13 protein-coding genes are annotated in these 14,508 nt (G+C 37.4%); 9 read left to right on the forward strand and 4 right to left on the reverse strand.

Annotation, left to right across the window (positions count from 1 at the left end; translation table 11 throughout):
- Positions 1–15: 15 nt before the first annotated feature.
- Positions 16–378, reverse strand: coding sequence for a winged helix-turn-helix domain-containing protein (locus tag BZK16_RS00775; RefSeq protein ID WP_077926999.1), 363 nt, complete (start codon positions 376–378; stop codon positions 16–18).
- Positions 379–682: 304 nt separating this feature from the next.
- Between BZK16_RS00775 and BZK16_RS00780 the strand changes: the two genes are divergently transcribed.
- The 6 genes from BZK16_RS00780 to BZK16_RS00805 all read left to right on the forward strand — a co-directional run bounded on the left by BZK16_RS00780 (position 683) and on the right by BZK16_RS00805 (position 7,276).
- On the forward strand, positions 683–2,497 hold the full coding sequence (locus BZK16_RS00780) for a DKNYY domain-containing protein (protein WP_077927000.1): 1,815 nt from the start codon (positions 683–685) through the stop codon (positions 2,495–2,497).
- Positions 2,498–2,608: 111 nt separating this feature from the next.
- Positions 2,609–3,094: a transcription elongation factor GreB gene (gene greB, locus BZK16_RS00785; protein ID WP_077927001.1), complete on the forward strand. Its 486-nt coding sequence runs from the start codon at positions 2,609–2,611 to the stop codon at positions 3,092–3,094.
- A gap of 371 nt (positions 3,095–3,465) precedes the next feature.
- Positions 3,466–3,738 (forward strand): sodium/glutamate symporter, encoded by a 273-nt coding sequence (locus tag BZK16_RS00790; RefSeq protein WP_077927002.1) that lies wholly within the window; start codon positions 3,466–3,468, stop codon positions 3,736–3,738.
- Between the two features lie 68 nt (positions 3,739–3,806).
- Positions 3,807–5,012, forward strand: a complete 1,206-nt coding sequence (gene gltS, locus BZK16_RS00795; RefSeq protein WP_408645552.1) for a sodium/glutamate symporter — start codon at positions 3,807–3,809, stop codon at positions 5,010–5,012.
- A gap of 62 nt (positions 5,013–5,074) precedes the next feature.
- Positions 5,075–5,968: a LysR family transcriptional regulator gene (locus BZK16_RS00800; protein WP_077927003.1), complete on the forward strand. Its 894-nt coding sequence runs from the start codon at positions 5,075–5,077 to the stop codon at positions 5,966–5,968.
- A 69-nt stretch (positions 5,969–6,037) separates the two neighbouring features.
- Positions 6,038–7,276: a D-amino acid dehydrogenase gene (locus BZK16_RS00805; protein ID WP_077927004.1), complete on the forward strand. Its 1,239-nt coding sequence runs from the start codon at positions 6,038–6,040 to the stop codon at positions 7,274–7,276.
- On the opposite strand, the gene BZK16_RS00810 is transcribed toward BZK16_RS00805, so the two are convergent.
- Positions 7,277–7,774: a MarR family winged helix-turn-helix transcriptional regulator gene (locus BZK16_RS00810; protein ID WP_077927005.1), complete on the reverse strand. Its 498-nt coding sequence runs from the start codon at positions 7,772–7,774 to the stop codon at positions 7,277–7,279.
- An 86-nt stretch (positions 7,775–7,860) separates the two neighbouring features.
- On the opposite strand from BZK16_RS00810, the gene guaD reads away from it, so the two are divergent.
- The 3 genes from guaD (at position 7,861) to BZK16_RS00825 (ending at position 10,095) form a co-directional block, all read left to right on the forward strand.
- Complete coding sequence (guaD, locus tag BZK16_RS00815; protein WP_077927006.1) at positions 7,861–9,162, forward strand: guanine deaminase; 1,302 nt, start codon at positions 7,861–7,863, stop codon at positions 9,160–9,162.
- Positions 9,163–9,215: 53 nt separating this feature from the next.
- Positions 9,216–9,557, forward strand: coding sequence for a RidA family protein (locus BZK16_RS00820; RefSeq protein ID WP_077927007.1), 342 nt, complete (start codon positions 9,216–9,218; stop codon positions 9,555–9,557).
- A gap of 115 nt (positions 9,558–9,672) precedes the next feature.
- Positions 9,673–10,095 (forward strand): putative hemolysin, encoded by a 423-nt coding sequence (locus tag BZK16_RS00825; RefSeq protein WP_077927008.1) that lies wholly within the window; start codon positions 9,673–9,675, stop codon positions 10,093–10,095.
- Positions 10,096–10,161: 66 nt separating this feature from the next.
- On the opposite strand, the gene BZK16_RS00830 is transcribed toward BZK16_RS00825, so the two are convergent.
- Both BZK16_RS00830 and carB read right to left on the reverse strand, forming a co-directional pair.
- The gene (locus tag BZK16_RS00830) at positions 10,162–11,028 is read right to left on the reverse strand and encodes a pirin family protein (protein WP_077927009.1); all 867 of its coding nucleotides are present in this window, start codon (positions 11,026–11,028) and stop codon (positions 10,162–10,164) included.
- 255 nt (positions 11,029–11,283) lie between these two features.
- On the reverse strand, positions 11,284–14,499 hold the full coding sequence (gene carB, locus BZK16_RS00835) for a carbamoyl-phosphate synthase large subunit (RefSeq protein ID WP_077927010.1): 3,216 nt from the start codon (positions 14,497–14,499) through the stop codon (positions 11,284–11,286).
- Between the last annotated feature and the right edge of the window lie 9 nt (positions 14,500–14,508).

Genomic DNA, 14,508 nt, shown 5'->3' on the forward strand with positions numbered 1-14,508 from the left:
TTGCCTGATTGAATACTATTGAGTTTCAGTTAACTTTTTAATATCCAAAAGCTCATCCTCAACACATTGATTGAGCTTTTTCTCTAAAGCTTCATAGGATTTAATTAATTGAATACCGATTGGCGTCAACTCGGTTTTACCACCACCTTTGCCACCTACTCGCGCTTCAAATACTGGCTGATTGAATGTTTTATTCAACGAATCCAATAAATTCCATGCCTTTTTATAAGGAATTTTGAGATATTTAGCGGCCGCTGTGATGGAAGATTCAGTTTGCAATGCTTTCAATAACTCGATCTTTCCTGGTCCAATTGTGGCATTGTCACCAATATAAATACGTGGACGAACTAGAATTGCTGTTTCTTTTTTCTCAGGCATATCAACCTCGTTTTAAATTCATATTCTGTTCATTATACCGATTATTAATATTTAATTAATTGAATAGATTACGAATAAACTAATGTGTGATGTACATCTAGCTTTATGTCATGTAGGATGAATCTATCGATATCTCTCCTAATAGATTCGATAGCCATTTTGGGTTGAATGGCGTAAAAAGAGATCGCAAGATCTCTTTTTTATATCTATTATTCTAAATTTCATTTGAATTTGATTGTCTTGATGCAACAAACTATGATGCTCACAATATTAATGAATAACTACAAATGAATTAGGCACAATAATGATCAAAAATCTTATTCTTTCAGCTATGTTACTTGGCTTCTTTGGCATAACTACAAGTGCAGAAACCATCGAATACAAGCATTATAAAATCACTGATGAAGGTGTGTTTTATTTATCAGGCAAAGATGAACCTTTGCTACTTCCTTACGCTAATCCTAAAACATTTGTGGTTTTAGATGATGAAGTTGCAAAGGATGATCAATCTGTTTATGTAAAAAATAACAGAATATTTGGCATTAATAGTAATAGTTTTACCAAATTGTATTATCAATATTTTAAAGATAACCAATATACTTACCGATTATTACTCAAAACTTTTTCTATCATTACAAACATAGAAAATGATTATGAGTTATACCCTTATGATCGTTATTGGAGAATAAATAATACAGCTTACTTGAGTAGCTATTCAATACAAAATATTGACTCACCTAGCTTTAGCCTAATAGATCAGTTCTATGCAAAAGATAAATACCATATTTATTATGATGCAGTACCTATTGAAGGAATAGATGTAAAAAGCTTTCAATTAATTAATAGCACAGCTAAATTATCCAAAGATAAGAATTCAGTCTTTTATGACACTAAAAAGATTATGGATGCTGATGTTAACTCTTTTGAGCATATTTTAGGATATTATGCAAAAGATAAAAATCATATTTATTTTGGTGATAAAAAAATTGAAAATGCAGATCTTAATTCATTTGAAGTTTTCCAAGACAATACAACTAAAACTTATTTATTAAACGAGTATATTGCTAAAGATACCAACTCGGTATTTATAGCTCGTGATGTTATTCCTAATGCTGACCCCGCAACATTTCATTTGCTAGGGGCAGGATATACTAAAGATAAAAATAATATCTACCGAGGTAAAAATATTGTTGATGGTGCTGATCTTGAAAGTTTTGAAGTGTTATATGGTGGTAAAAACCATAAAACCTCATTCTATGCTAAGGATAAAAATAATATCTATTACTCAAATAAACCAATACAAGTAGCAAATACAGCACACCCTATTGACATAAAAACATTCGGATTATTGAACGATAAATTGAATAAAATTGCTAAAGATAAAAACGCTGTTTATCAGATTGCTAACGATTCGCTATTTCCTCTTATTGATGCTGACTCTAAAAGTTTTCAGTTCATTAATGATGAATATGCTAAAGATGAACGTAATATTTATCAAATCGATTTTTGGACAGGGCTTATAAAAACTTATGTTCACCCTTCTGATATAGATACATTTGCCATACTAAATGAAAATTATTCCATAGATAAAAATATAGCGTATTGGAATGGTAGAGAAGTCAAAAAAAGTGATCCTAAGACATTTAAAACATTAACACCAACATATTCTTTCGATCACAAAAATATCTATTTTGAAGCTTTCAATATTAACAATGCAAATCCTAAAACATTCAAAATATTAAATGACAATTTTATCACACAAGATGATAAATATGTATTTTACAAAGAACAAATTATTAAAGGTGCAGATGCTCAATCTTTTATAGCGTTTAACAATCATTTTGGAAAAGATAGCAAGAATATTTATGCATTTTTTAACTATTACAAACCAACCGAAATTCTTAAAAAAGCTGACCCTAAAACTTTTGAAGCTATCAAACAATTCACCTCAAAGAACATACAATATGCTAAAGATAAAAAATATGTTTTTTATCACAATGGCAATAAAGCTGACATTATCAAAGGCGCTGATCCTAAAACTTTTAACGTGACAGAATTAGGTATAGGTCAAGACAAAAATGGCTGTTATGAAGCTGAAAAAAAAGTAGATTGTAAATAATTGCTTAGGTCTAGAGTTTTGTTTTGCATGATCTTAAATCACTATGAATTTGATTGTCTTCCCGCAACAAACTATGATGCTCACAATATCAATGAAGAACTGTGGAATAACATGAAAACAAACTTGGTCACGCGCGGTGGCATGGAAATCCTGCAAGAGGAAATGCGTTTTTTATGGCATGAAGAACGCCCTGATATTACCCAGAAAGTCTCATGGGCTGCGAGCCTCGGAGATAGGTCAGAAAATGCCGATTACCATTATAATAAAAAAAAGTTACGTGAAATTGATCGCAGAATTCATTATTTAACTAAGCGTTTAGATGAAATCCGCATTGTGGATTATTCACCTGAACAAGAAGGCAAAGTCTTTTTTGGTGCTTGGGTAAGATTAAGTAACGATGATGACAATGAGCTATTCTTCCGCATTGTTGGCCCTGATGAAATCTATCATAATAAAAAATATATATCTGTAGATGCACCGATGGCGCGTGCTTGTTTAGGCAAAGAAGATGGTGATGATGTTTTAGTGAAAACTGATGTCAGCCAAAAAAGTTGGATCATTGAAGAGATCATTTATAACTACAAACCTGACAATTAACCTTATGATTAAACTATCATAAAGGTGCTTCAAGATTCCTACCAAGATTTCTATCCTGCTCTATGGAAGGATAGTTTTATCGGTCATTTTACAACTATCAGCACTTAAATAGAGCCAAAACTCAGAGCATTTCCAATATAATTGAAATTAAGTTTTATTCTGAATAAAACCAACTAAAATTCATATTACTCATTGATAAACATAACTATTCAAATATTTTAAAGTTCAAATATTGCCAGCAACATTTCTGAGAGAATAACCTTTGGTTATGATCTACCGACAAAAACTCATTACCGAACTTGATTAAAATCAAGTAGCCTCTGTGTAGTTAAAGTGTTGCGGAGTACAGCACTATATTTTAGGAGGATTCTATGATTCAGTTAAATGCGTATTTAACATTAGTAGCAGCAACAATTGTGTTGCTATTAGGAACAGTATTAGTCAGACACATTGGCTTTTTAAGAAATAACCACATTCCAGAAGCTGTAGCCGGTGGTTTCATCGTTGCAATCGGTTTATTAGTATTATCAGAAACAACAGGTATTAGTTTTGGCTTCGATGGTGGCTTACNTATTGCCAGCAACATTTCTGAGAGAATAACCTTTGGTTATGATCTACCGACAAAAACTCATTACCGAACTTGATTAAAATCAAGTAGCCTCTGTGTAGTTAAAGTGTTGCGGAGTACAGCACTATATTTTAGGAGGATTCTATGATTCAGTTAAATGCGTATTTAACATTAGTAGCAGCAACAATTGTGTTGCTATTAGGAACAGTATTAGTCAGACACATTGGCTTTTTAAGAAATAACCACATTCCAGAAGCTGTAGCCGGTGGTTTCATCGTTGCAATCGGTTTATTAGTATTATCAGAAACAACAGGTATTAGTTTTGGCTTCGATGGTGGCTTACAAACGATGCTGATGATTGTATTCTTCACATCCATCGGTTTAAGTGCGGATTTCTCCCGTTTAATCCAAGGTGGTAAACCTTTAGTAATTTTCGTAATCGCAGTAAGTGCGATGATCGTTGTACAAAACATCGTTGGCATGGGCTTAGCTGTTGCATTGGGTCAAAACCCATTCTACGGCTTAATCGCAGGTTCAATCACATTAACAGGCGGACATGGTAACGGCGCAGCTTGGGGTACAGTTTTAGCTGAGAAATATGGTTTAGAAGGCGCTGTAGAATTAGCAATGGCTTGTGCGACATTTGGCTTGGTTTTAGGTGGTTTAATCGGTGGTCCTGTTGCGCGTCATTTGTTGAAGAAAGTTAAACAACCAAAAAATGAAGCTGAATATGAAGTACAAGAAGCATTTGAAGAGCCAACAGCTAAGCGTAAAGTAAACACAGCAAGCATCACTGAAACAGTTGGTATGTTAGCGATCAGCATCAGCGTGGGTAGTTATTTGGATGTATTAACCAAAGATACCATCATGCAAATGCCTACATTTGTATGGTGTTTATTCTCAGGTGTAATTTTACGTAACATCGTAACGCACGTATTCCGTAGACAAGTTTCTGATGAAACCATCGATGTATTAGGCAACGTTGCATTATCATTCTTCTTAGCAATGGCATTGATGTCATTAAAACTAGCACAATTGGCAGGTTTAGCAGCGCCAATCTTGATCATCATTGCAATCCAAACTGTTGTGATGGCACTATTTGCAATCTATGTAACATTCCGCGTAATGGGCAGCAACTACGATGCAATCGTAATGAGTGCAGGACACTGTGGATTTGGTTTAGGTGCAACACCAACAGCAATCGCAAACATGCAAGCAATCACTAAAGTGTTTGGCCCTTCACATAAAGCATTCTTGATTGTACCAATGGTGGGCGCGTTCTTCGTGGACATCTCAAACAGTGCTTTGATCAAGATCTTCATTGAAATTGGTTCTAAATTAGGTGGTTAATCACATCTAAACATCAATATGCGTTAAAATACCCACTTTAGTTTAATCACTTCAGTGGGTTTATGACGCTCAGACATCTCGAAATTTTCTATGCCATTATGTTATGTGGCTCTTTGACCAAAGCCGCAGAGATGCTTTGTATCTCTCAACCTGCTGCGAGTAAAGCTTTAAAGCACGCAGAGCTTCGCTTAGGGTTTAGCCTATTTGAGCGTAAAAGTGGCAAATTAATCCCCACAAAAGAAGCACATATTCTCTTTGATAAAGCACAATCCATTTACAGTGAACTCGGTCATTTAAAAGAATTGGCAGATAATCTTGCCATTAATCCTGAAGGCAGATTATCCATCGCTTGCATTCCAAGCTTGGGCTTAAGCTTAATGCCTGCCATTACTGCGCAATTCATTCAAGAGAATCCTGCCATTAAAATCGATGTCAGCACGGATCACACTGAAACAATGCTACAGCGCTTAGCAAAATGTGATTTGGATTTTGCTATTACATTCCAAAATGTGAAAAACCCCAATATTACGGTAGTTCCATTAGCAAAAGTGCCTTTGGCATATATCGACAGCCAACCGAATGAATCGCCCGTTAAAATTGATGACATTGATCTCTCTCGCTGGATTCATCCTGGCGCGGATTCATTGGCACAGTTAATCGTACAACATCGCCAATTTCAATCACCACGTTTAAATGTGCAAACTTATTATATGGCCGCAGGATTTGTGAAATTATCCCAAGGATGCACGATCTGCGATATTTTCTCAGCAGAACAAATCCTACCTGAATCCATGATTTATCCGTTAGAACCTGCTATGTATTTAGATATCTGTTTGTTATACAGATCTGACATGTTACTTTCTCAAGCGGCGCATAATTACCAGAAAATGCTAAAAAGTTACTTAGAGAAAAAGACACAAGGACTTAACCAAAAGTTATACCCTAACGAAAACTAATCAATTGTGTGATGCCCTATAATTCGCTCTAATGATTCTCAGTGTTTCAATAAAAGATATGAGGATGTTATGGAGCGAACAATCACCATCATCGGGGGCGGTGTTATTGGTATTTCTTTGGCGTATGCTTTAGTCAAAGTAGGTCAAAAAGTGACGTTGATCGATCAAGAAGATGGCGTGGGCAAAGGCGCTAGCTTTGCCAATGGCGCGCAATTAAGCTACCGCTACGTTTCGCCGCTCGCTGATAAAGGCGTACCATTACAAGGTATTCAATGGTTAGGCCGATCAGATTCCCCATTGAATCTACGTTTTCGCTTCTCTTTAGAACAATGGCAATGGTTGATGCAGTTCACATTGGCATGTAATCAAAAAACCAACAAAATTAATGGTGCCCATATCCTTAGGTTATCCCTTTTGAGCCAAAGCGTTTTACAAGATTGGCGCGAAAATGACAATTTAGATGATTTTTGCTGGAAGAAATCAGGCAAGATGATCATTCATCGCCATCAATCAGATTTTGATAAAGCAGCTTCTAAAATTGATCCTGAATTCCAAGAGGTTTTGAATCAAGATCAAATCGTAGAAAAAGAGCCATCATTGAAGCATGCTTATTCTGATTTGAAAGGTGCGATTTATGCACCGAATGATGAAACCGCTGATGCTTACCTCTATTGCGTTGCCCTACTCAATAAATTGAAAGAATCAGATCTATTCACTTTAATGACAAACACCAAAGTGATAGCCATTCATGGCAGCGATACCATTCATAGCATCACAACAAGCCAAGGTAAAATAGATGTGCAAGAATTAGTGATTGCATCAGGCAATGGCGCAACTGAATTATTGAATCCGATGGATATCAAATTGCCAATTTATCCACTCAAAGGCTATAGCTTAACTGTGCCATTCCCAGAGGAAAGTGGCATTGTGCCTAATGCAAGCGTGACAGATTATGGTCATAAAACTGTGTATGCAAAATTGGGTGATCGCTTAAGAATCGCCGCGATGGTGGATATTGGCTATGATGCATCGATCCGCCAAAACCGTATCAATGCGTTAAAGAAAACGGTGAAATCAACATTCCCTGAGTTACAAGGTGTAGATGAAGCAGATGTATGGGCAGGCTTGCGTCCATCCACACCAAAAGGTCCACCAATTTTGGGTAAAACTCGTTATAGCAATTTATGGCTAAACGTTGGCCATGGTAGCTTGGGCTTCACATTGGCAGCAGGCAGCGCAGCTGTATTATCTGCGCTCATTTGCCAAAACCAATCCCCTATTGATTTAACAGGATTAAGTTTGCCTTAATTACTTTTGATCTAATACCAACAACAACCCACGAAGCAGATGTTGTAGCGATTCAGCATCTGCTTTATTCATGGATGCAATTAATTCATTTTCTAGCGCTAAATGAGAAATGGAAGCTTCCTCAATCAATGCTTTGCCTTTAGTTGTAAGTTTAACAGCAACGCCGCGACCATCTTCTTTCGCTTGTGTACGCGAAATCCAGCCATATTTCTCTAAGCGTTTCATGCGATTGGATAATCCACCAGATGAAACGAGCATTAAATCCTGCAATTCAAATGGTGCTAATGAATGATTATCCGCACGCAATAATGCTGCCAACACATCAAATTCACCTGCTGTTAATTCATACTTTGCTAGATTTTCTTCAACTCTACGGCTGATCAATGTGGATAGGCGCACAATTCTACCCACAACCTCTGTACCATCCGTATTCAATGTTGAACCAATGTTTTCCCAGTCTGATACGATCGTATCAATCAAATCTCTTTTCTGTTCCATGTCACTCTTTAAAATCTGTCATTTGTTGATATGATACCGCAATTCTGCCCAAATTAATCTTTACCTAAAAATAAATAGGACTCACAATGCAATCAAACAAAACTGCCATTCGTGGCGCACTTTTAACGTTCCAAAAAGATCCTTTTTTCCATCCTATGGAAGAGTGTTTAGTCTATAAAGAAGATGCCATCATTGTGATGGAAAATGGCAAAATCACAGCAGTGGATGATGCTGATAAATTATTACCGACTTTAGGCGATATTGCCATTGAGCGCTATACAGATAGCATCATCACAGCAGGTTTCATTGATAGCCATGTACATTATCCACAAACAGAAATCATTGCATCGTATGGTGAGCAATTAATTGATTGGTTGAATAACTATACTTTCATTGCCGAACAAGGTTTTAAAGATAAAGATCATGCCAAAGAAGTTGCAGAAATTTTCTTAAAAGAACAGCATCGCAATGGTGTCACAAGCTCTACAGTTTTCTGTACGATTTTCCCACAATCTGTGGATGCAATTTTTGAAGAAGCCGAAAAATACAATATGCGCATCATGGCGGGTAAAGTTTGTATGGATCGCAATGCACCTGAAGCTTTATTGGATACGCCACAAAAAGCTTATGATGAATCCAAAGCTTTGATTGAAAAATGGCATAAAAAAGGTCGTGCTGAATATGTCATTACACCAAGATTCATCCCAACATCCACACATGAACAATTAGAAATGGTGGGAAGTTTGGCGCAAGAATTTCCAGACACTTTGATTCAATCGCATGTTTCAGAAAACATTGGTGAAATTGCTTGGGTAAAAGAACTGTTCCCAGAAGCTTTAGATTACACAGATGCTTATGATCGTTATGGTTTGCTACGTGAACGCGCCATTTATGGTCATGGTATACATTTAACAGATCGAGAATTTCATGTATTGAATGAACGTGGCGCTGCCGTTGCTCACTGCCCAACTTCAAACTTCTTTTTAGGTTCTGGTGCTTTTAATTTAAATCATGCAAAAGCCAGCAATCGCCCGATTAAAGTTGGCTTAGGTACAGATTTAGGTGCAGGCACAAGCTTCTCCATTCTACAAACGATGAATGAAGCTTATAAAGCCGCACAAATGAATGGCTCACCCTACTCTGCTTTGCATACATTCTATTTAGCAACTCGCGGTACTGCTGAAGCATTATCATTACAAGATAAAGTGGGCACAATTGCTGTTGGCATGGAAGCAGATTTAGCTGTGATCCACTTAAAATCTACACCAATCATTGATTACAGAATGCGTTATGCCAATAGCTTAGAAGAAGCTTTATTCATTCAAATGACATTGGGCGATGATCGTGCTATTGCGGCCACTTATATTGCAGGCAAAAAGGTTTACTAAAAGTATCGTATAATGCATTTTTTTACGATTTACCCCATCATAGCGAGGAAAATATGATCAAACGTTTTAACTTAGGTCCAAGAATGTCAGATGCAGTGACTTATAACCAAACGATTTATTACACATCTGTGCCAACAGTTGAAGACAACTGTGCTTATGCACAAATGAAAAGCATTTTAGAAGATATCGATACTGTATTGGCTCAAAATGACAGCGAAAAAAGTAAAATCTTAGATGTGACTATTTTCCTAGTGAACAACGATGATTTTGCTGAAATGAATCGCGCTTGGGATGAATGGGTTGATCCAAACAATTCACCAGTTCGTTGTACAGTTCAAGCAGGTTTGATGCGCCCTAACTGGAAAATGGAAGTTAAGATTATTGCTGCCATATAAAACATTGACTTTAATCATAAAAATCATATTAATCATTTTAAACTAATGGCCAATATGGTTTATTTGATTTATAATCATAGGTCATTATTTAAATTAATATAACAATGGAGCAATAATGCATAAAATTTTATTACTATTAGCATCAGTTTCAATCCTATCTGCTTGTGCAACACCAAAACCAGAAGCTGTCACACCATTCTGTGCAGAACAAGGCGGTAAAAATGCCATTCAAAAAGATAACTTAAATCATGAATATGGTGTTTGCGTATTAGAAAATGGCTTTGAAGTGAATGACTGGGAATACTATCAAATGATTCACCCAGAAATGGTTGTCGCAGAAAGTAAATGTGATATCAAAGAAGCACGTAAAGTTGTTGGTAAATCTAACTTAACAGATGAACAAATACAGTCTATCACTAAGGCTTCTATCGTTCGTCGTACTCAATCATTCAAACCTGTTTCTTTAGAATTTAGAGGCGATCGCGTGACAGTTGTGACTAATAATAAAAATAAAATCCTCAAAGCAATTTGTGGCTAAATTCGTATCATAATACTTAAGATAATAAGACAAAAAATAGCGCCATTTTAGGCGCTATTCTCATTTCTAACTCTGCATTTTACCAAATCGACCATGTGAATAGTCTAAAGAAGCTTGCATAATCTCCTCCCTTGAATTCATCACGAATGGACCATAACCAACGACAGGTTCATTGATTGGCTCACCACTTAAATACAATACGACGCTATCTTTCGTAGCTTCTAGAGTGAATTCCTCACCATGTTTATCTAAGATTGCTAGCTCAGATTCTTTGATGACTTGTTTACCATTCAGAATCACCTCACCATGTAATACAATCAAACCAACATAACGATACTGTACAGCAGGCACAGTAATTGCACCGCCAATTTTCAAATAAAAATCCCAAACATCCAATGGTGTAAAAGTACGTGCAGCACCTTTTGTACCATTATAATCACCTGCGATTACTCTCATAAAACCCCAATCATTTGCTAACTGAACTTTAGGAATCATATTCGCTGTAATCGCTTGATAACCTGGTTTACTCATTTTGTCTTTAGCTGGCAAATTCACCCAGAGCTGAACCATATCTAAAATACCGCCATTTTTAGCAAAGTTTTTAGAGTGATACTCTTTATGCAAAATACCTTTGGCTGCCGTCATCCATTGCACATCACCTGGACCAATTTTACCACCTGCCCCCGTAGAATCATGATGGGCAACTTCACCTTCATAAACGATGGTCACAGTTTCAAAGCCACGATGTGGATGCTCACCAACACCGCCAGGAGAATTGGTTGGTTTAAATTTAGTTGGGCCTGCTCTATCCAATAATAAGAATGGATTCAATAACTTACCATGATTACTGTACGAAAAGAGTGAACGCACTTTAAAGCCATCGCCAACCCAATGAGCTTCAGGTGCTTTGTAAATCGCTTTTAATTGTTTCATAAGCTTTTCCTCTATCCATTTAATATGTGGCTAAGATATCATTGATAATCCTATAGAAAAAGTAGGCCTCATGACACTCATTGTTCTTATATTGAAACAATAATAAAAATAAAAGCATTTAATTATATTTATAGTGAAACAATAAAAAAGCTCCCTTTCAGGAGCTTAATATTGATCTATTACAAAACATCATAAGCCCACTATTTTCCTCGCTGAAAGCGAGGAAATATAAAGTTTACAATGTTACTGAATAACTTATTTCTGTGATTTCAAATGTGCATGTAATTCTTGAACTGAATAAACATCCATAGCAAACATACTTTTCACACCTTCACTCACAGCTTCACCGCCTGCTAATGTTGTATACAAAGGTACACGCAAGTTGATGGAAGTACGACGAATTGCATGGCTATCCGCAATCGCTTTTGTATCACTGGAAACAGTATTCACAACCACAGCAATTTCACCATTTTTGATGTAATCCAAAATATGCGGGCGACCTTCTGCAACTTTATGAATCTTCTGAACATAGAAACCTAATTCAGATAGTTTATTAGCAGTTCCACCTGTTGCACATAAACCATAACCTTGTTCTAAGAAATTACGAGCCATTGTTTCCAAATCTGCTTTATCTTCATCGCGTACAGAGATGAAAACCTTACCCATTTTTGGAATGCGTTCGCCTGCACCCATTTGCGCTTTCAAGTAAGCTTCTGAGAATGTTTTACCAATACCCATCACTTCACCTGTTGAACGCATTTCTGGCCCAAGAATTGTATCCACACCTGGGAACTTAATGAATGGGAATACAGCTTCTTTCACTGAGTAATAATCAGGAATGATCTCTTCATGAAAGTTTTGCTCAGCTAAGCTAATACCAGCCATTGCACGCGCTGCAATTTTAGCTAAAGGCGCGCTCGTTGCTTTACTCACAAATGGCACAGTGCGAGACGCACGAGGATTCACTTCCAATACATACACAACATCATCTTGCACAGCAAACTGAACGTTCATCAAACCAATCACATTCAATGCTTTTGCCATGGCTTTAGTTTGGCGACGAATTTCATCTTGGATTTCTTTGCTCAATGAATAAGGTGGCAATGAACAACCTGAGTCACCTGAATGAACACCCGCTTGCTCAACATGCTGCATGATGCCACCGATCACAACTTCTTCACCATCTGATACACAGTCAACATCCACTTCGATTGCATGGTTCAAGTAGAAATCTAGTAATACAGGGCTATCTTCAGAAACTTGCACAGCTTCATTCATATAACGGCGCAATTCTTCATCCGAATGTACGATCTGCATCGCACGACCGCCCAATACATAAGAAGGACGCACAACCAATGGGTAACCGATTTCATTCGCCAATACAATTGCATCTGTTTCGTTACGTGCTGTACGGTTTGGCGGTTGTTTCAAACCTAAATCATTCAATACTTTTTGGAAGCGCTCACGGTCTTCCGCAGCATCAATGCTATCTGCTGATGTACCAATAATATTCACGCCGTTTTCAACCAAAGCATTCGCTAATTTCAAAGGCGTTTGACCACCGTAATGTACAATCACACCATAAGGGTTTTCAACGCGCACAATTTCTAACACATCTTCCAATGTTAATGGCTCGAAATATAAACGATCCGATCTATCAAAGTCAGTTGAAACAGTTTCAGGGTTACAGTTCACCATGATGGTTTCAAAACCAGATTCACGAAGTGCCAATGATGCATGCACACAGCAGTAATCAAACTCAATCCCTTGTCCGATTCTGTTTGGCCCACCACCCAAGATCATGATTTTTTTCTTATCACTCGGGCGAGCTTCGCACTCTTCCTCATAAGTTGAATAGAGGTAAGCAGTATCCGTATTAAATTCAGCCGCACACGTATCTACGCGCTTATAAACTGGATGCAATTTCAATGCATAACGTGCTTCACGTACAGCTTGTTCTTTAACATTCAACAACTGTGCAATGCGCTTATCAGAGAAACCTTTGCGCTTCAAACGGCGCATTGTTACGAAATCTAAATCTGCCAATGTACCAGCTGCAATCGCTTTTTCTTCACTCACTAAATCTTCGATTTGCATCATGAACCAAGGATCAATCGCAGAAATTTCAAAGATTTCAGCTTGTGTCATGCCAATGCGGAATGCATCAGCCACATATAAAATACGTTCAGGGCCTGGGTTACCCAATTCACGCTGAATCACTGATTTATCAGTCGTGCGAGGATCAAATCCACATAAGCCAGTTTCTAAGCCACGCAATGCTTTTTGCATTGATTCTTGTAATGTGCGACCCATCGCCATCACTTCTCCCACAGATTTCATCTGTGTTGTTAAGCGATCATCTGCTGCTGGGAATTTCTCAAATGCAAAGCGCGGGATTTTTGTCACAACATAATCAATTGAAGGCTCGAATGACGCAGGTGTACGACCGCCTGTAATATCATTTTTCAATTCATTCAATGTGTAACCAATCGCCAATTTTGCAGCGATTTTCGCAATTGGGAAACCTGTTGCTTTCGATGCCAAGGCTGATGAACGTGAAACACGAGGATTCATTTCGATCACGATCATTTCACCATTTACAGGATTCACTGCAAACTGTACATTGGAACCGCCTGTATCTACGCCGATTTCACGAAGCACTGCCAAACTTGCATTACGCATGATTTGGTATTCTTTATCCGTCAAAGTTTGCGCTGGTGCTACTGTGATGGAGTCACCTGTATGAACACCCATTGGATCGAAGTTTTCAATAGAACAGATGATGATTGCGTTGTCTAATTTATCACGCACCACTTCCATTTCATACTCTTTCCAGCCCAACACTGATTGTTCAATCAATAATTCATGGGTTGGAGAAGCATCGAAACCACGTTCACAAATTGTTAAAAACTCTTCTTTGTTATAAGCAATACCACCACCAGAGCCACCCATTGTAAATGATGGTCTAATCAAAGTTGGGAAGCCAACTTTAAGTTGTGCTGCCAATGCTTCATTTAAGCTATGGCAAACATAAGATTCTGGACATTTTAAGCCGATCTTTTCCATCGCTTCTTTAAATCGACCGCGATCTTCTGCTTTATCGATTGCATCTTCTGTTGCACCAATCAACTCAACATTGTATTTAGCCAAGACACCATTGCGACTCAAATCTAAGGCACAGTTCAATGCTGTTTGACCGCCCATTGTTGGTAAAATTGCATCAGGGCGCTCTTTTTTAATGATCTTTTCAACTGTCTGCCATGTAATTGGCTCGATGTATGTTACATCTGCCATTTCAGGATCTGTCATGATTGTTGCAGGGTTTGAGTTCACTAAGATTACTCGGAAACCTTCTTCACGCAATGCTTTACAAGCTTGAGCACCAGAATAGTCAAATTCACATGCTTGGCCAATCACAATTGGGCCTGCACCAATGATTAAAATGGATTTTAAATCTGTACGTTTTGGCATGATATCCTC

This window comes from Wohlfahrtiimonas populi (assembly GCF_002006795.1).
GTDB lineage: Bacteria > Pseudomonadota > Gammaproteobacteria > Cardiobacteriales > Wohlfahrtiimonadaceae > Wohlfahrtiimonas > Wohlfahrtiimonas populi.